The 18,351-nt window shown below is 41.6% G+C and carries 15 protein-coding genes and 1 pseudogene; 7 read left to right on the forward strand and 9 right to left on the reverse strand.

Annotated features, from left to right (window positions below; translation table 11 throughout):
• Positions 1–74 precede the first annotated feature (74 nt).
• A complete protein-coding gene (locus tag BK820_RS09940; protein ID WP_004814206.1) occupies positions 75–722 on the forward strand; it encodes a glutathione S-transferase in 648 nt (215 codons plus the stop codon).
• Between the two features lie 57 nt (positions 723–779).
• Here the strand turns inward: BK820_RS09940 and phoR are convergent, their stop codons facing one another.
• The 3 genes from phoR to BK820_RS09955 all read right to left on the reverse strand — a co-directional run bounded on the left by phoR (position 780) and on the right by BK820_RS09955 (position 3,763).
• A complete protein-coding gene (gene phoR / locus BK820_RS09945) occupies positions 780–2,138 on the reverse strand; it encodes a phosphate regulon sensor histidine kinase PhoR (protein WP_071320812.1) in 1,359 nt (452 codons plus the stop codon).
• 24 nt (positions 2,139–2,162) lie between these two features.
• Positions 2,163–2,873 (reverse strand): phosphate regulon transcriptional regulator PhoB, encoded by a 711-nt coding sequence (phoB, locus tag BK820_RS09950; RefSeq protein WP_005220310.1) that lies wholly within the window; start codon positions 2,871–2,873, stop codon positions 2,163–2,165.
• Positions 2,874–3,085: 212 nt separating this feature from the next.
• On the reverse strand, positions 3,086–3,763 hold the full coding sequence (locus tag BK820_RS09955; RefSeq protein WP_004814212.1) for a TetR/AcrR family transcriptional regulator: 678 nt from the start codon (positions 3,761–3,763) through the stop codon (positions 3,086–3,088).
• Between the two features lie 220 nt (positions 3,764–3,983).
• On the opposite strand from BK820_RS09955, the gene BK820_RS09960 reads away from it, so the two are divergent.
• The gene (locus BK820_RS09960) at positions 3,984–4,829 is read left to right on the forward strand and encodes an SDR family NAD(P)-dependent oxidoreductase (RefSeq protein ID WP_071320813.1); all 846 of its coding nucleotides are present in this window, start codon (positions 3,984–3,986) and stop codon (positions 4,827–4,829) included.
• A gap of 147 nt (positions 4,830–4,976) precedes the next feature.
• Here BK820_RS09960 and BK820_RS15825 read toward each other — a convergent pair.
• The 3 genes and pseudogenes from BK820_RS15825 to BK820_RS09975 all read right to left on the reverse strand — a co-directional run bounded on the left by BK820_RS15825 (position 4,977) and on the right by BK820_RS09975 (position 9,157).
• Positions 4,977–6,329: pseudogene (locus BK820_RS15825) on the reverse strand (LLM class flavin-dependent oxidoreductase).
• Between the two features lie 186 nt (positions 6,330–6,515).
• Positions 6,516–7,880 (reverse strand): MATE family efflux transporter, encoded by a 1,365-nt coding sequence (locus BK820_RS09970; RefSeq protein WP_004895320.1) that lies wholly within the window; start codon positions 7,878–7,880, stop codon positions 6,516–6,518.
• A gap of 122 nt (positions 7,881–8,002) precedes the next feature.
• Complete coding sequence (locus tag BK820_RS09975) at positions 8,003–9,157, reverse strand: methionine aminotransferase (RefSeq protein ID WP_071320814.1); 1,155 nt, start codon at positions 9,155–9,157, stop codon at positions 8,003–8,005.
• 245 nt (positions 9,158–9,402) lie between these two features.
• Here BK820_RS09975 and BK820_RS09980 point away from each other — a divergent pair, with 245 nt between their 5' ends.
• The 3 genes from BK820_RS09980 to BK820_RS09990 are packed head-to-tail and all read left to right on the forward strand — an operon-like array spanning position 9,403 to position 14,890.
• Entirely contained in the window at positions 9,403–12,234 is a 2,832-nt protein-coding gene (locus BK820_RS09980; RefSeq protein ID WP_071320815.1) for a type VI secretion system Vgr family protein, read from the forward strand.
• A 17-nt stretch (positions 12,235–12,251) separates the two neighbouring features.
• Positions 12,252–14,189, forward strand: coding sequence for a peptidoglycan DD-metalloendopeptidase family protein (locus BK820_RS09985; RefSeq protein WP_071320816.1), 1,938 nt, complete (start codon positions 12,252–12,254; stop codon positions 14,187–14,189).
• 11 nt (positions 14,190–14,200) lie between these two features.
• Entirely contained in the window at positions 14,201–14,890 is a 690-nt protein-coding gene (locus BK820_RS09990) for a hypothetical protein (protein WP_071320817.1), read from the forward strand.
• 51 nt (positions 14,891–14,941) lie between these two features.
• On the opposite strand, the gene BK820_RS09995 is transcribed toward BK820_RS09990, so the two are convergent.
• Positions 14,942–15,862 carry a Dyp-type peroxidase gene (locus BK820_RS09995; RefSeq protein WP_071320818.1) on the reverse strand — a complete coding sequence of 307 codons (921 nt, stop codon included), beginning with the start codon at positions 15,860–15,862 and terminating at the stop codon, positions 14,942–14,944.
• A gap of 158 nt (positions 15,863–16,020) precedes the next feature.
• Here BK820_RS09995 and BK820_RS10000 point away from each other — a divergent pair, with 158 nt between their 5' ends.
• A complete protein-coding gene (locus BK820_RS10000; RefSeq protein WP_071320819.1) occupies positions 16,021–16,644 on the forward strand; it encodes a LysE family transporter in 624 nt (207 codons plus the stop codon).
• A gap of 89 nt (positions 16,645–16,733) precedes the next feature.
• Positions 16,734–17,054, forward strand: coding sequence for a pyrimidine/purine nucleoside phosphorylase (locus BK820_RS10005; RefSeq protein ID WP_004895307.1), 321 nt, complete (start codon positions 16,734–16,736; stop codon positions 17,052–17,054).
• A 10-nt stretch (positions 17,055–17,064) separates the two neighbouring features.
• Here BK820_RS10005 and BK820_RS10010 read toward each other — a convergent pair whose 3' ends face one another.
• Both BK820_RS10010 and znuB read right to left on the reverse strand, forming a co-directional pair.
• Positions 17,065–17,547 (reverse strand): 2-thiouracil desulfurase family protein, encoded by a 483-nt coding sequence (locus BK820_RS10010; RefSeq protein ID WP_071320820.1) that lies wholly within the window; start codon positions 17,545–17,547, stop codon positions 17,065–17,067.
• 3 nt (positions 17,548–17,550) lie between these two features.
• Entirely contained in the window at positions 17,551–18,351 is an 801-nt protein-coding gene (znuB, locus tag BK820_RS10015) for a zinc ABC transporter permease subunit ZnuB (RefSeq protein WP_071320821.1), read from the reverse strand.

The raw sequence follows: 18,351 nt of genomic DNA on the forward strand, positions 1-18,351 counted from the left end.
AGCATTTCACCGGAACCAGATACTTTTTGTTATGCTGAAGCGGCAATAACACGACAATAACAAAAGAGTCTAACATGCGTATCCTACACCATCTTGAGCAGTCCCGATCGTTCCGTATTTTATGGGCATTGGAGGAATTGGGGCTAGATTATGAAATCAAGTTCCATAAACGGCTGCCTAACTTTTCTGCCCCTTCAGAGTTGAAGATGATCCATCCATTAGGGAAGGCACCGATCCTGATTGATGGTGATCAGGTGCTGGTAGAATCTGCGGTGATTTTACAATATTTGCAGGAAACTTATGATGTGGGTATGGAGTTTCAGCCGCTCAATTCTACTACCAAACAGCAGTACCGGTACTGGATGCATTATGCCGAAGGCTCACTGATGCCGTTACTGGTTATGCATCTGGTCATGAATTCCGTTGAGAAGCACACACCATTTTTGCTGCGTCCTATGGCGCGACAGATTACCAGTGGAATTAAAAGTAAATTTGTACAGCCGCGTCTTAAAGATCATATTCAATATCTGGAAGACTACCTGAGCGAGCATGAATATTTTGCCGGTCGATTTAGTTTTGCTGATATTCAGATGAGTTTCCCATTAGATGCCATTCAGACCCGTACGGGTAAACGTTATCCGGCGATTGAAGCCTATCTGGAACGCCTATCTCATCGTCCTGCCTATTTCCGGGCCATGTCCAAAGAAGAAGTATTGAGTTAACAAGCCATTAAAAATAAAGGTGCCAAAAGGCACCTTTTTATTGGGATAAAGTTTCAATCAGTCCGGGAAACTCAAGCGTTCTTTCGGGAAAATCACTTTAAAAGTAGAGCCCTGATTTTCGCGAGAATCAATTTTTAGCTGGGCCTGATGCTGCATCAGTACATGTTTTACAATCGCAAGTCCAAGACCTGTACCGCCGGTACGTCGGCTACGGTCAGAATCGACGCGATAGAACCGTTCAGTCAGACGCGGCACGTGTTTCGGGTCAATCCCGATCCCGGTATCTTCCACCACAAAGTAAGCCGATTCACCATCATCATGCCAGCCCATGGTGACCGTACCGCCTTTTGGCGTGTATTTAATCGCATTGGTGATCAGGTTACTGAAAGCACTGGCAATTTCCATATCGGAACCAATCAGATCACAATGACTGTCAATATCCAGGTTCAGCGTATGACCATAGTCCACGTTATAGGCTTGCGCATCATCAAATAGCTGGTTCATCAGATTGGGCATGTCGATAATCTGATTCTTGGCAATATTTTCGTCATTTTCCAGACGAGACAATAATAACAAGTCATTGACCAAGGCATTCATACGCCGGGTCTGGGATTGCATCTGGTCAAAGGCGCGTTTCCAGCGTGGACTGATATCTTCCTGATCTGTAAAGGTTTCGATATAACCACTGAGCACTGTTAAAGGTGTGCGTAATTCATGCGAGATGTTATCTACAAAGTCTTTGCGCATCTGTTCCAGATTATGCATCCGGGTCACATCATAAGCGACCAAGAGACGGCTTTCACCCCCAAAGCGGGTCATCTTGACCTGTACATAATGGTCTTCAAAGATCGAAGATTGCATCTTGAGACCGTCAGGCGCATCATCAATATGATGATAATAATCAACGAAATTTGGCTGAGAGAGTAAACTCAGAATATTACGGCTTTTATCTTCAGCACTGATGCCGAGCAGACGTTCAGCTGCGGGATTCCACCATTCAATCTGCTGATTTTCATCGATCAGTACCACGGCTTCCTGTAGCGCGCCTAGAGAAGACTGGGCACGATCAATCAGCTCGACCATTTCTGCCTGTACAATGCGTTCCTGACGCTGGGCCTGATAGACATTAAAGAGCAGGGCACCCCAGATGCCATTGATCTTGGGTGGTATGTCATAAGGACGATTGGAAATCCAGTCATTGACCAAATATAGAGAACGGATTTGTGTGACAAAAAATGCTACAAAAGCCAGTACGATACAGACCCAGAAATACCCGATCCCGAAACCAATCAGGCTGCCGATCAACAGGAAAAAGGCCAGAAGGCGTAAATCCTGCTTGGCAAAGTCCCATAAGCTATTGGAGCTTGGCAGTTTATGCCCACGGGCCATTTCAGGAACAGGGTAGGGTTTATACATAAAGCAGGATTTACCTAAGTCAAATTAGCCGAGTGCAACATCAATACGGGTCGAAAAGCGATAGCCGGTTCCGCGTACAGTCTGTACAAAACGGTCGGCGCCATATGGCTCCAGCACTTTGCGCAGGCGTCGGATATGCACGTCAATGGTTCGGTCTTCAATATACACATTGCCACCCCACACCTGATCCAGGAGCTGGGCACGGGTATAGGCACGTTCTGGATGGGTCATGAAGAAGGCCAGCAGGCGATATTCAGTCGGCCCCATATCCAGAATAGTATCATTAAAGCTGACACGCTGGCTTGCAGGATCAAGTAACAGGCCATTGGCTTCAATACTTTTTTCACCATTCAGGCTATTGGTACGGCGCAGTACGGCTTTAATACGGGATACCAGTTCACGGGTAGAAAATGGCTTGGTCATGTAGTCATCTGCACCGGCATCCAGACCTTGAACCTTATGATCTTCTTCGCCTCGTGCAGTGAGCATAATGACTGGAATTTCTAACAGGGTTTCATCGCGTTTCAGGCGACGGCATAAGTCTACACCGCTCACTCCACCGGGCATCATCCAGTCCAGCAGGATCAAGGCTGGACGCTGATCCACAATCATTTGATGAGCCTGTTTGGCATCTTCTGCTTCTAAACAATTGAAGCCAGCCATATCCAGTGCCGTATGGATCATTTCCCGAATTGGAAGCTCATCATCGACGATTAAAATGTAGTCATCTTTCACAGCGCATTTCCTATAAGTCAACGGTGGACCGTTTTATATTTATGACGAGCCTATTACAAAGATTAATTATGACAGTATCATTGCAGAAAGGGATATTTGCCCTGCTTTCGCAAAGATTTGTGACAATTTAAGTTGCTTGATAGAGGAAAAATATCTGTAATAACAATTGATTGAAAAATAGAAAATAAATTAAGAAATAATTGCGCTAAACATTATTTCTTATCTGAAAAAGATTCAAAAAGTGCCAAAAATACAATACTGCACGAGGACAAGACCTCCTCCATGGACTGTTTAAAACCGCTCATGACCCAACGAATGGCAATCTGGGTGACATAACCATTTAAGCCCGTGGATACCAGAGAAATTTCCTGTTCGGAACGGCTCAGGTTCGGCATCATCAGCATGACAAAGGCCTGAATCATGCGATCAAAACGGCCCATGGTTTCGTGAATGGTGGCCTGATTATGCAGTTCCTGTACCAGCATGGCATCGATATAAATGATCCGGGCCATACGTGGATTATCGCGCAATGTAGTGAGCAGGGCAGTCAGACCAGCTTCGATCATCTTTTTAGGATCAGAGGAAGCCTGCATCATGGCTTGCATGACATTTTGCTGCAATTCATCAATCAGTTTTAGAAAAATAGTTTGAAACAGATGCTCACTTTTCTTAAACGATTCATAGAAATAGCGTTCGGTCAGCTTGGCTTCAGTACAGATATCTTTGACGGTTACAGAAAAAAAGCCATGCGTGCCATAAGCTTGAATACCAGCTTCAATCAGCTTTTCCCGGCGTGCCTGCTGGCGTTCAGCCATAGACAGTCCCTTAAACTGACGTTCCTTTGTCATCGTTTTTTGTTGTTTTTCCACAGGAATTGCCGAATTGGTCATAGAATGATTAAGCTCATAAGCACCGAAATTTTGAATATCTTACCAATAAATTGCATTTAGACCTATGTTCTTGATCACCAACCTAGATTGTCCTGAACAGATAAGTCATCATGATTGACAATGAGTATTGTCAAAACTATATTGAAGAGAATTGCTGCATGAAGCACGACAGAACAAGAAATGCTGTCTGGGCAGGCAGTTTCATCAATAAGGGAAACTTATGAAAAATTTTAATAATAAAGTTGCAGCGATTACCGGTGCAGGTTCGGGCATTGGTCAGCAGTTGGCTGTACTTTTGGCGAAACAGGGCTGTCATCTGGCATTAAGTGATGTGAATGAACAAGGTTTACTTAAAACACTTGAACTGATTAAAGACATGGGCGTGCGTGCCACCCTAGACAAGGTCAACGTTGCCAATTTGGAAGAAGTCCGTGCTTGGGCTGAAAAAGTCGAGCAGGAGCATGGCAGTATCAACATGATCTTCAATAATGCTGGGGTCGCTTTGGGGTCAACAGTGGAAGGCGCATCTTATGACGAACTCGAGTGGATCGTGGGGATCAACTTCTGGGGCGTGGTGTATGGCACCAAAGAATTCTTGCCACGCATTAAAAAGACCGGCGATGGTCATGTGGTGAATATTTCGAGTTTATTTGGACTGACTGCGCAGCCAACCCAGTCTGCCTACAATGCCACCAAGTTTGCAGTGCGTGGTTTTACTGAGTCTTTACGTCAAGAACTGGATATTGAAAATTGTGGTGTAAGCGCACTCTGCGTGCATCCGGGGGGAATTCGTACTAATATTGCCAATGCCGCAAAAATGAATGACAGCCTCAGGGCTTTAGGGATGAGCCCTGAAAAGTCTGCGCGTAGCTTCAATAAATTATTGCGTTGTCCGCCTGAAGAAGCAGCGCGTCAGATTTTGGAGGCCATTCAAAAAGACAAACGCCGTTTATTGATTGGTAATGATGCCAAAGCGATTGATTTAATCCAACGTATTTTGCCAACGGGGTATCAGAAGGTCACAGCTTTTGCCACTAAGTTAGGTAAATCTAAGAAATCAGCTTAAATTATTAAAAGTTATGAAATTAAAGTCCGCTTCTGCGGACTTTTTATATCTAAATTTAAGAAATGAAAGACTAGCAATAATTTTTCTTTCTCTCCTCCACAGAAAATAAAATAGTAATTCAAACTAATCTTTTTTATAAAGACTGATCTAAGAGGCTATAGCCGTATTGGGTTGAGTCACTAGATACTGGTTTACTGGACGTTTCAGCCCCAGATTTTCACGCAGAGTATGGCCTTCATATTCAATCCGGAACAGGCCGCGGCGTTGCAGCTCCGGTACAATGAAATTGACGAAGTCATCCAGGCCGGTAGGTGTTGTTGGTGGTAACACATTGAAGCCGTCTGCAGCTTCATTTTCGAACCATTCCTGTAACTGATCGACAACCTGTTCAGGTGTACCAATCAATATCCAGTGACCACGGGCAGAAGCAATATATTCGTATAACTGACGAATACTAAAGTGATGCTTTGCTGTAATCTCAAGCATCATTTGCTGACGACTGGACTTGATCTTAATATCTTCTATGGGGAAGGGGGGCATCCAGATCATAGTGTGAAAGATCAATATCGCCGGCTAAACCAGAAAGTAAGCCCAAGCCGACATCCGGGTGGATCAGGCTATTGAGCAATGCATATTTTTCTTTGGCTTCGTGTTCGGTCTTGGCGACAAATACCGATACGCCTGGCATCACTTTTAAGTCACCGCATGACGACCATATTTAGCTAAGCGGCCTTTAACATCACGGTAGAAAGCCTGTGCATCCGTGAAACTTTGTTGGGCTGTGAAAATCACTTCGGCATATTTCGCTGCCAGTTCACGCCCATCTTCAGACTGACCTGCCTGCACAATCACCGGATAGCCTTGTGGTGGACGAGAGACATTCAGTGCGCCTTGGACATTAAAATATTTTCCTTGATGAAGCGGTTCATGCTGTTTAGCGGCCTCAAAAAAATGACCACTTTCTTTATCGTAGAGGAAGGCATCATCTTCCCAGGAATCCCAAAGTTTCTGCACGACTTCAATAAATTCATCCGCACGTTCATAACGGACTTTGGTATCTGGATGTGAACTAAAACCAAAGTTACGCGCAGTTTCAGCAGAGATAGTCGTCACAACATTCCATGCAGCGTGTCCCTTACTGATATGGTTTAAAGAGGCATATTTACGTGCTAATAGATAGGGTTCTTCATAGGTGGTTGATGCAGTAGCAATAAAGCCAATATTTTTGGTGACTGCTGAAATAGCTGCAAATAAGGTCACGGGTTCAAACCCAACAACTTTGTCACTATAACCTACATTTTTATTATGCTTAGAAGCGCCATGACTCCAATTAACAGCCAAACCATCGGCAAGAAAATAAGCATCAAACAGGCCACGTTCAGCAGTCTTTGCTAGTTCAATTGCATAATCAAGGCTTAAATGCTCTTGGGGCCGGGACGCTGGATGCCGCCAACCTGCTGCATGTTGCGATGTCGTTGGAATGAAGGCACCCAGTTTAATTTATCGTTGGGCCATGCTGAAATCCTGCTGTTATCCTGTATTTCACCAGGTTTATAACAAGGAATAAGCGAGTTTAAAAATATGATAAAATTAAATCCTTATAATGAATATGGAATAAGCATAAAGATGAGATGTATTTACTTCAAAAATAGATAAGTTTTAAATTTATACATACTTAAGCTACTGTTAAATCAGTGCTTCAATGGTTTTCTTTTTCCAGACAAACTGGTAATACAAGCCTTGCATGATACACAGGCAGACAAAAGCCAAAGCATAGCCATACCAGATGCCTTGCAGCCCCCACCAATGGCTGAATAGATAAGCTGCCGGAACTTCAATTGCGATGATGGCGATAATATTGATAATCATCGGTACGGTCACTGTACCGCTGGCTCGCATAATCGAAGCAAAAATCGCACTGGCACCAAAGAACAGAATTGACCAAAGCACGATAAATAGCAGCTGCTGACCCAACACCACCACTTGCGGATCAGTAATAAATAGAGCCATCAGATATTTCGAGAACAGATAGGCCAACACTACCAGACTACCGGTAAACAAGATATTCATACTCAGGGCGGTGCGCGTCACTTTATTGAGTAAGTCATTTTTACCAGCACCAATCGCTTGGGCACCAAAAACGGAAGCAGCAATCGCGATGGAAAGTGCAGGGAACTGGATATAATTCAGCACCTGATTTACTGCACCATAAGCTGCTGTGGCTTCCGCACCATAACGGTTGACCAGGCCGACAATCACCAAACCTGCAGCGGAAGTAGTAATCATCTGAACACCGGTAGGAATGCCCAAGCGCAGAATAATTTTGCTTAAGCCGGGATGATGACGGATATGCTTTAGTAAAGCCCAATCTAGCTTAAGTGGATGTTGTTTATAATTTAAATATAGGGCTAAAAATAACAGGACTGCTATGTTACCAAGAATAGTTGCAATAGCAGGCGAGATAATCCCCATTTTCGGGAAACCGAAATAACCGGCAATCAGAACAGGTGTCACCACCAGACCAACTCCAATCGTCAGGGCAGAGGCAAATAAGGCCGTCGTGCTGTCACCCACACCACGCAGAATTGAAGTATAAATAATATAAATAAAAATCAGCGGGCTACCAGCAAGCATCCATTGCACATAAGGCAGAGACAGATGCATCACATCGGGATCGGTTCCAAGCAGCAGCAGGATCTTCTCTGCAAAAATCACCCCAAAAAATGCAATCAGGCTACCGCCAATTAGGGTCATAAACAGGGTAGAACCAATAACACAGCGGACTTTTTCCAGATTTTTTGCTCCCCAAGCCTGTCCTACTAAAACGGTTGAACCTGCGGACAAGCCAATTACAAAAGCCATCAAGCAGAACAGAATTGGGAAAAAAACCGCAACTGCAGCAATGGCATGTACGCCCAGCATTTGCCCCACAAAAATCGTATTAATCGTACCGGACAAACTTTGCAGGATATTGGTCACAACCAGCGGCAACAGGAAAATAAAAAATGTTTTCCATAGATTTTGCTGTTGAACCAATGCTTGCTGTGCCATAAGACATCCTGTTCTTGATTATTAGAAAGGGAGAAAAAAATAATTATCGGAAATTTGCAGAAAAATAGCCTTAGCTTTTAGGTAACTAAGGCTGAAGCTATGTAAGTGTTTAAATATTTAAATCAAACTTTGGAAAGAATTTCGCCCGCTTGCAGCAAGGTTTGTTCTTTTTTGGCAAAACAGAAACGCAGCAAACGTAAATCTTTTGGTGGCTGTTTATAAAATACTGATACTGGAATCGCCACGATCCCATGTTGATGGGCTAGATACTGACACATAGCAACATCCTCTAAATCTGGTCGAATTTCGCTGTAATCCAGATTCTGGAAGTAAGTCCCCTGTGAAGGTGTCCACTGAAAACGTGAATTCTGAATGGATGAATTAAACAAATCCCGTTTGGCCTGATAGAAGGCCGACAGCTGGAGAATATGCTCAGGATGCTGTTGTAAATATTCGGCCAGTGCCACTTGTACAGGTTTTACACCACAAAAGCTGGCAAATTGGTATACCTGACGGAACAATTTCATTAAGGCCGGGGTAGCTACACAGAAGCCGGTTTTCCAGCCGGTGACATGGAAGGTTTTGCCAAAGGAACCAATCACAAAACTGCGTTCACGTAATTCCGGGAAGGAAAGTGCTGAATAATGTTGTACATCATCAAAGACCAGATGTTCATAAACTTCATCAGAGAGCACCACAATATTGCGTTCACGGATCAGTTCAATCAGCTGTTGCCAATCCGCTTTAGACCAGACACTTCCAGTAGGATTATGCGGGGTATTTACAATAATCATGCGGGTGCGATCATTAATCGCATCCTTGACCTGGTTCCAGTTCACTGAAAAATCCGGATGCTGGAGTGCGAGATGAATCGGTTTAGCACCTAAAACCTGTACCGTCGGCGCATAACTGTCATAACTCGGGTCAAAAATAATGACTTCTTCACCTGCACGCACTACAGCCTGAATTGCGCAGAAGATTGCAATCGTTGCGCCAGGTGTAATGGTAATTTCCTGAGCGGGATCTAGTGATAATTGATCACGCTGTAAATATAAATCAGCGACCAAAGAGCGTAATAACGGTAAACCATCTCCAGGTGCATACTGGTTAAAACCGGATGTGCTTGCTCGTCCTAAAGCTTCAATCAAATCGGGTGGTGCAGGGAAATCGGGAAAACCCTGTGAAAGATTCAGTGCCCCGAGTTGCTGAGCAAGGGCAGACATGGTACTGAAAATCGTCACGCCCAATTCAGGCAGTTTGGACTGGAGATCAAGCATGTCACAACGCTCTTTTGATTGATATAAGCATAAAGTGTAGCAGTAACGATTCTGCTCTGTGAGCACAAATAACAGAAATCATTAGTCATTTTGTCAATAAAACATTAAAAGATTAAAACCTCAATAAAAGAGCTGATGAGTAATAAATTAATGGTTAAATCATGTGAAATAAGAAGCATGATGGACGTATAGGGGGCAATTTTCATAAAATCAGCTGCATAATACTCCTTAAAAATAACTATAAGATGCTAAACAATATTCATACCATCCTTGAGACTCTTGGGCTTAATCTGCAAAAACGAGCCCTACATATCCAGTTTTCTAATCAGGTTTTAAATACACAGGTTTTTATTCAGCGCATTGAAGGTCATCATCAGATTAATGAGGGTTTACAGGCAGAACTGATCTGCCTTTCAACCAATGCAAATCTCGCTTTAAAACAATTTATTGGCTGTCAGGTTGCAGTTGATCAAGTGACTGACCGTGGAGAATTATTTCGAACGACAGGTTTGATTACAGCAGCAAGCCAGGGACAAAGCGACGGAGCTTTGACGCTGTATAAACTGACCCTGCAGGATGCAACTTCCTTATGGCATAAACGCCGCAATAGTCGTGTGTTTATGAATAAAAGTGTTCGGGATATTAGTGAAATTTTATTTAAAGAATGGCAGGCTCGCAGCTCCTTATTTGCAGCACGATTGAGCCTGGATGTTTCTGCCTTGTCACGGGACTACGATGTTCGACCTTTTGTGATGCAGTCAAATGAAACGGATTATGAGTTTCTGACCCGCTTATGGCGTAGTGAAGGCGTTAACTGGCTGATCGATGAAAAGGAAATCATGGTCCCCGTTTCAGCTCAGACCATTCAGCCACAAATTCTACGTTTGATTGATGACCAGCCGCATTTTCAGGCTTTAAAGCGCCGTAGTATCCGTTTTCATCGTAGCCATGCCACCGAACCGTTTGACACGATTACTGGTCTATTGGCAGAGCGCTCTTTAAATCCAACCCTAGTACAAACCCAGCGCTGGCAGGCGGATCAACTGGCTCAGAGTGAAAGTCAGCTACTGCTCAGTAGCCATCAGCATAGTGAAGTACAGGATAATCAAAGCCTGAATCTTGAAGATGTCTGGACCATTAGCCCGGCCTGGATCAGCGACCTGAATGGAGAAGATCAGACGACTTCAGCCAGTTCTGCTCAACTGGATCAACTCAGCCAGCAGCTAAACCAGTCCCATGCCTTGCAGTCTAAATATTTTAAGGCCAGTAGTAGTGTGCGTGATGTACAAGTTGGGTACTGGTTTGAATTACATGATCATCCTGAAATAGATCAACATCCAGCTAATGAGCGTGAATTTTTAATTTTGGGCAAACACTTCTATAACCAGAATAATTTACCCAAAGATATTTTGCTGCAGCTGGATCATTTAATACAGTCCAGCCGCTGGAAAGTATTAGATGATGAAAGACAGAGTAATGAATTGTATTTGGTTCGTCGTCATATTCCAGTCGTACCTGAATATCATCCATTACAGCATCGGCCTATGGCCCATCCACAACGAGCGAAAGTAGTTGGACCTGAAGGTGAAAGTATTTATGTGGATGAATGGGGGCGGGCCAAGGTTCGTTTCCTGTTTACCCGCAGTGATGACCATCAACATGATGGTGGCGCTGGCGCCAATGATAATGATAGTGACTCGGCTTGGGTAGATGTGTTGACACCATGGGCAGGTGAAGGTTATGGAGCAAGATTCCATCCACGTATCGGGGAAATCGTCGTCATTGATTTCTTTGAGGGAGATGTCGACCGGCCATTTGTGGTGGGTCGTATTCATGAAGCTGAACGGCATCAGACGATGTTTGATGTCAAAGGCAAACTGCCATTAACCAAAAAACTGAGCGGTATCCGCTCTCAGGAAGTAAATGGGGAAGGTTTTAACCAGCTTCGGTTTGATGATACGACCGGACAGATTAGTGTACAGCTACAAAGTAGTCATGGGGCTAGCCAACTAAATTTAGGAAACCTAAGCCACCCTAAAGAAGATGAAGTGAGTGATGGGCGTGGTGAAGGGTTTGAGCTTAGGACGGATCAGTGGGGAGCATTGAGGGCGGGGGCTGGCCTGCTGCTTTCAACACATAAACAGGAAAATGCTAATGCCAACCACTTAAATAGTAGCCCGGCTAAAAGCCAGCTTGAATCAAGTTTTAATGATAGTAAGGCCTTAAGTGACGTTGCTAAAAACCAGCAAACTGATCCTTTAGAGGCACTTGATCATCTGACAAATTTTCTGAACCAAATTGAACAGCAGGATCAAAGTACGGCTGAAACCTTTAAACAGGCGCTAATGGTACTTTGTGCACCCAATTCGATTGCACTTTTAACGAATGAAGATTTGCACTTATCGGCTGATAAACAGATTAACCACAGTGCCGCGGATAGCATCAATTTTTCAACCCAGAAATCTTTAATTGCCCATGCTCAGGACAGGATTAGCCTGTTTGCAGCGCAAAAAGGATTCAGAGCCATTGCGGCAAAAGGCAAAATTGAGCTTCAAGCACAAGATGATGCAATTGAAGCTATTGCTCGCAAACAAATCAAAATTATTTCGACTGAAGATCAGATTGAAATTATAAGTCCTAAAGAAATTGTACTGACTGCGGGCGGATCTCAGTTAAAGATTAATGGACAGGGAGTATTTAGTACTACAAGTGGGAAGTTTGAGTGTAAGGCTGGGAAGCATATATTTAAAGAAGGAGCCAAAACTATTTATGAGATTCCTGAATTGCCTAAATCTGGACCATACGCTGTAGATTTTTTATTTAATAGTTTAGGTGGTAGTGGAATTGAAGGTGCTGAAGTAACTATGTTCATACCTGAAAATAAGGAAATTTTATGGGAAGGTAAAACTGATTCTAATGGTAAAACGCAATTATCTATTTCTCAAGAATGGGTTGCTTATGAAGCATTAGTAGGGTTTAAGCAATGGTCAAATATTTTTGAAGATTTAGATACTAAAGATTTAGAAGATGAATTTGATGTGGGTGAGCATGGAATTCAGATTGAAGACATTCAATAATTATAAAGGTGTTCTCTGTGAATTATTATATTGTAAAAAAAGGAGATACATTGTGGGGTATCTCAAAAAAATTTAATATTACAGTACAAAAATTAGCTAAAATTAATAAGTTGAATGGTTCTTCTATTCATAAAATACAAGTAGGTCAAAAAATATATATTGATGAGATCAATGAGATTGAAGCTGAATTAATTTTAAAAATTATATTATTAGATTTATCTTTTAAACCTATTTCAAAAGGAATTGTAAAACTAGAATATGATGGTAAATCAAAAGAAATAAATTTTAAAGATGGTGTAATTAATGATATTGAAATCTTAGATCATTCAAAAGGTTTAAAAGTTTATTACAAAAATATAAAAAGTAATTTTGATTTAATAGCTAATCATAAAACTTTACCAATAGGGAAAAAAGTTTTAAGGTTGACTTCAAGGCAAATGAAAGTCTCCGGCAATCACTATCCTCAATCGGGTATAGTTCAACAGACAATAGAGGAAATCAAAAAATCCTTAAAAAATTTAGCAGATCCTATCGTAAAAGGGATAAATGAAAAGATAGATACTAGTCAACCATCTATAATTTTACCTGAGCCAGTAAATAGTCAAAAAAGGACTGATTCAGGTAATAGTACCCATATAATTGCAAGCCAATTTACAGAAGAGAACTTCATACTCAATACAGTAAATAATAAATATAGAAAATTTGTTATAGATGCTTCGAAACGTCATGGATTTACTCCACATAGTTTAGCAGCTTTAATTCACGCTGAAGCTGCAAAAAAAAGTAATGGGGAATGGGATTCCAAAAGTTTTAATACCACTACAAATGCCGCAGGATTAACACAATTTCTTAAAGGTACTTGGCTTGAACTTTGTAAAAACCAAGAATCTTTAATAGGGCAATATGCTTCAAAAAATAAATATCTTACTGAGGAGCAACTTTTAAATCTAAGATTCAACTCTGAGTTTTCGATTGATGCAGCAGCTGCTTATGCAGTTATAAATTTTAAATGGTCAAAATTACCTTATCAAAAATTAACAGAGCCGAGCTCAATAGCTAAATTTGCTTATCTATTACATCATGAAGGAGCTGGAGGTGCGAGATCATTCATAAATAATAGTTTTTCCCCAGAAAGAGCAAAAATGTTATTGCTTGCACAATTTGGAAATAAGGGTAAACAAAGTGCTTTAGATTATTTGAAAAGATATAACAACGATGCAAGAGTTGCTTATGGAATATGGCTAAGAGCATACATCGATGCACATATTAATATTTATGATTATGTATTGGATAAATCTAAAACTTCTGGAATAAATTTATCTTTAGATGAAACAATTAAAATTTTATTGGGGCAAACTTCTTCACCAACACCAACACCAACACCAACACCAACACCAAGTATCCAAATACAAGAAAATAAAATTGTTGGAGGCAGTGGAATGTGGGTAGATCCTTTAGCAATAAACCAGTTAAGAGTTGCTGGTCTAGCTAATGTAAAAAGTGCTACTTTCGGGAAAGTTAGAAATGGAGGTACTAGAAACCATCAAGGTATAGATTTAGCTGCTGATTCCGGTACAAATATTTTTGCGGTATGTAGTGGAGTTATTGCTATTGCAACAGATAGTGGAAAGGCATATGGGAAAATTATAGTATTAGAAGTAAACATTGATGACTTGCCTGAAAAGCAAAAAACTTATGCATCAAGAAATATTACAAACAGCCATTCAATTTATTTTTTTTATGCACATCTATCTACCATAGATGTTGAAAAAGGAGATGTTGTTGATGCTAAGACAATTTTAGGTAAAACGGGTTCTACTGGAAATGCTAGGGGAATGACTACTATATCAAAAGGGGGACATTTGCATTTCGAGGCAAGGAGTTCAGCATTGCTCGGTACAGGCTTGCAAGGAAGATTTGACCCTATTCCTTTTTTTATAACCAAATTGATTTAGGCACTTAAAATATGAAAATACTTAAATCTATAGTAATAATTAGCAGTAGCTTCTTTTCACTATCATGTCACGCAAAAAATATAGATTGGAATGATTATCAGCAAAGTGCTACCCAAATTAAAGAACCAGTTTTATTTCTGGATCAATTTGGTAGATTCTCTCAATTAGATAAAAATTTTAAATTAAGTTTGGTCGATTATGGGGATAAAAACAAAAAATATTCTGGTGGAGACTACATTCTTAAGAGTTATGGCATCGAGGTTTTAAATAATCAAAAAGAATATATTTTATATCAAAGTACTGTGCCTTTGAAATCAACTGTAGATTTAAAAATACTTTATCAAGATAAAAAAATAGTTGCCTTTCGGATAAGGGAATTTAGTGAATTAGATTATGTGAAAAGACCTTATAAAAAATTTATATCTAATTTTTTTATATATAATAAGTTGTCAAATTTAGTCATTGAAGCTCCAGTGGTAAATTCTTCATCTACTAATTTAGAAAGTGATTATGGGAGTATATTGGCTGGTGATAATTTTTCTTATATTAAAGAAGAGAAAAAATATTTATATAATGCAAATATTAGAGGAAGTGATAGGAAAATTAATGACTATAAATTGATTTTAGATTCAGATTTAAAGTGTTTAACATTTACTCTAGGGTGTGAAAATATTAATTATAGAAATTTTCTTGAAAAATAATTTTAGATTGCTACATTATGGAGAATGTAGCAATCACCGACCTTATAAATTTTACCCTTGCAAAACCTCTTCCAGCAACTCTTCACTCGGTGCAAAGTAATACGCACCATCCATTGGAGTCACGAAGTGGAGCAAGCGGTCATGGATTCCATCGCCAGACGTACCGAACATACGCTCTAACATGGCATCAATAATGTTTAAATCTTTGGTATAGGCAATGAAGAACAGGCCTTGGTCACCCCGACCATCACCATAAGGCAGGGAGTGACGTAAAATTTCCATTTCTTCACCTTCCTCGTCTTCAACTACTGTACGAGCAACGTGTGCATTGGCAGGTTTTACATCATCATCGAGCTCAATTGATTCAAGCTTGGTACGACCCATCACTTGCTCTTGGGCATCAACTTTTAGCTTTTTCCATTTTTCCAGATTATGCGCATAACGCTGTGCAAAAATAAATGAACCATCCTGGAAAATACCGGCATCTTCACCGACTAAAGCGACTTCAGCGCGATCATCCGGGAATTGCGGGTTTTCAGTACCATCGATGAAGCCGGTAATATCACGTCCATCAAAATAGCGGAAGCAGACACGTTCATCCAGCACTTCAACTTGATCGCGAATTCCTTCAAAGAAAGCCTGACTTAAAGCAAAGCAGATATCAGCACGTGCGCTAGCAATATGAATCAGTACATCCGCAGGAATAACTGGCATATCAAATGAACCTTGAATCGGCTCGAGTTGTTTAAAGCCTACAGGAGCTTGGTCATAAAGTTTCGCCCACAGTTCAGGACCAAAAGCCACGCCTGTTTTAATTTGCGCATTAGGATGTTGAGTAATCAGACGATCACGTGTCGTAAATAATTGTTCTAATTGCTCTTTAAAATCTTCAATGCTGAGATCTTTAAGACGTAAAACAATAAAACGAGCATGATCTGAAGGTAATGGCAAAATTACAGATTGGGCTGTCATTCATGGCTCCTGTAATAAAAATTCCTGTATTTAATCGAACTATTGTGCCTGAAGCCATACAGGGTGAATAGTATTCAGATTAAATTTTAGCGAGATTTTGATCTGAATATATTTGAAAAGTCATATAATACGCTTCAAGTTTTCTATCGAGCAGATTCATGTCCTATCAAGTTTGGTTTGCCTACATGCTGGCCTGTTGGGTGATTAGCATTTCCCCGGGTGCGGGCGCCATTGCTTCGATGTCGAGTGGCCTGAATTACGGTTTTCGACATGGCTACTGGAATGCTTTAGGCTTGCAGCTGGCTTTACTGGTTCAAATCGCCATTGTCGCTGCCGGGGCAGGGGTACTGTTTGCGACATCACCTTGGGCATTTCTGCTGGTGAAATGGTTCGGTGTGGGCTATCTGCTCTATCTAGCATATTTACAGTGGACTGCGCCGATGCAGTCGATTGAGATTCAGCATGAGTTAACCCGTAAGTCAGCGGGGAAATTGGTGCTGCATGGTTTTCTTGTGAATATGAGTAATCCAAAGGCAATTGTGTTCCTGCTTGCGGTATTGCCACAGTTTCTGGATCTGTCCAAACCTCAGTGGATTCAGTACGTGATTATGGCAGCAACCATGGTCACCATTGATCTGATTGTGATGGCGGGTTATACCGGATTGGCAGCAAAAGTTTTAAGATTATTGACATCAGCAAAGCAACAAAAAATATTAAATCGCAGCTTTGCCGTGCTGTTTGCCTGCGCTGCAACCTTGCTCAGTTTGGTGCATCAGGCTTAAACATAAAGGTGCATTACACAAAAATAAAAACAATGTGATGTCGCTAGCTTTTGAATATAAAACATAAAAATAATAAAAGAGGTATTCCTATGTCTGGTCAATTCGACTGCGTGTCTATTATTAAAAAACCAACCATCCACGAATATGGCTGTTGTATCAGTCATTGCATTCAGTTGCCGGATGGCACTCAAAAAACTTTAGGTGTGTTCCTGCCGACAGAACAGCCGATCGTGTTTGAAACTGCTGTGGCAGAACGTCTGGAAATTATTTCCGGTGAATGTCTGGTGCAGATCGGTGAGGATGCGCATTATCAGCGTTATGTACCAGGGCAATCTTTCTATGTACCTAAACATAGTCGGTTTAAACTGTTATGCCGGGAAGTTGTGGATTATGTTTGCCATTTTGAATAGGGGGGTGAGCTTACTCAGGTCGAACTTTTAGCTGTTTCAAAAAATCTTGTTCGGTCATCACAATGATGCCGTGTTGTTGCAACAGGGCAGCAGTGACGCCTTGGCCTTGAATTTTTGTTCCAGTAAATGATCCATCATAAATCAGGTCACTGCCACAAGATGGGCTATTGGCTTTGAGGATGGCATGTGTCACTTGAAATCTTCGGGCAAGATCTAAAGCAGCATAGGCACCTTGAATAAAAGTCTCTGAAATATCTGTACCATTTATATCGATAACATGAGCGTGGCGCAGCATTACATCGTGACCATTCCCAGATTGAATCTCGGCAGGCGGGCGGGGGATGGCTAAGCCACCACTGACTTCAGGGCAAAGACTGACATATTGATCAGATAGCAGATGTTGCAACAGTTCCTTGAGCAGACAATCCTGTCCATCGTAACGGACTTTATGACCGAGCAAACAGGCACTAATCAAATAGCGTTTGCTCTGCATGACTTAACTCATTTTCTTAAACTTCTGTATACAGAAGATCAGGGCAAACAGCACTGACATGGTCAGGACAATGGTTAGACCTGTCGAAGTATTGAGGCCTGCACTTGACCAGAGACCAACTGTTACCCCAATCTGAGCAATCACGAAGGCCCAGATCACCATTTGTCTTGGTGAGTTCGCCAGCAAGCGAGCCGTCAGTGCCGGAATGACCAGCAGGGCTCCCATTAGAAGTGAACCTACTGCTCGAAGTGCCAATACGGTGAATAGGGCCAGTAACAACATAAAGATCAGGCGTTGTAAGTTGGCATTCACACCTTCGCTGATCGCCATATCAGGATCAATGGCAATTTGGATCTGTGCCTGCCAGCTTTTATAAATCACAGCCAGTGCAACAATAATCACCACAGCAAAAGTGGGTAAATCATTCCAGGAAATCGTCAGCAAATCACCGAACAGATAACTCAGCAGTTCTGGTCTTAAACTCGGTAAATGCTGAATGAACAATAAGCCTGAGCAGAGCAGGGTGGCGGAGCAGAGGGCAAGCAAAGCATCGTTCGGTAAGCGAGGATCATACAGCACCCATAAAATAGCCACCAGCAACAGGGCAATAAAGGTCACACCGATCCACAGCGGTAGACTCATGGCACCAGCAATGGCAACACCCAATAAAGTGCCATGTGCCATGGTATCAGCAAAGAAAGACATACGACGCCATAGCATCAGACAGCCCAGCGGAGCAGTCAGAAATACCAATAGTGTTCCCATGATCCATGCAGGTAAAAGCAGTTGTAACCAGTCCATCAT

It is taken from the genome of Acinetobacter sp. LCT-H3 (genome assembly GCF_001866125.1).
In the GTDB taxonomy this organism is placed as follows: domain Bacteria; phylum Pseudomonadota; class Gammaproteobacteria; order Pseudomonadales; family Moraxellaceae; genus Acinetobacter; species Acinetobacter schindleri.

Coding starts and splice junctions, on each gene's coding strand:
- BK820_RS09940 (WP_004814206.1), top strand. CDS start 75: ATGCGTATCCTACACCATCTTGAGCAGTCCCGATCGTTCCGTATTTTA.
- phoR (WP_071320812.1), bottom strand. CDS start 2,138: ATGTATAAACCCTACCCTGTTCCTGAAATGGCCCGTGGGCATAAACTG.
- BK820_RS09955 (WP_004814212.1), bottom strand. CDS start 3,763: ATGACCAATTCGGCAATTCCTGTGGAAAAACAACAAAAAACGATGACA.
- BK820_RS09960 (WP_071320813.1), top strand. CDS start 3,984: ATGAAAAATTTTAATAATAAAGTTGCAGCGATTACCGGTGCAGGTTCG.
- BK820_RS09970 (WP_004895320.1), bottom strand. CDS start 7,880: ATGGCACAGCAAGCATTGGTTCAACAGCAAAATCTATGGAAAACATTT.
- BK820_RS09975 (WP_071320814.1), bottom strand. CDS start 9,157: ATGCTTGATCTCCAGTCCAAACTGCCTGAATTGGGCGTGACGATTTTC.
- BK820_RS09980 (WP_071320815.1), top strand. CDS start 9,403: ATGCTAAACAATATTCATACCATCCTTGAGACTCTTGGGCTTAATCTG.
- BK820_RS09990 (WP_071320817.1), top strand. CDS start 14,201: ATGAAAATACTTAAATCTATAGTAATAATTAGCAGTAGCTTCTTTTCA.
- BK820_RS09995 (WP_071320818.1), bottom strand. CDS start 15,862: ATGACAGCCCAATCTGTAATTTTGCCATTACCTTCAGATCATGCTCGT.
- BK820_RS10000 (WP_071320819.1), top strand. CDS start 16,021: ATGTCCTATCAAGTTTGGTTTGCCTACATGCTGGCCTGTTGGGTGATT.
- BK820_RS10005 (WP_004895307.1), top strand. CDS start 16,734: ATGTCTGGTCAATTCGACTGCGTGTCTATTATTAAAAAACCAACCATC.
- BK820_RS10010 (WP_071320820.1), bottom strand. CDS start 17,547: ATGCAGAGCAAACGCTATTTGATTAGTGCCTGTTTGCTCGGTCATAAA.
- znuB (WP_071320821.1), bottom strand. CDS start 18,351: ATGATGGACTGGTTACAACTGCTTTTACCTGCATGGATCATGGGAACA.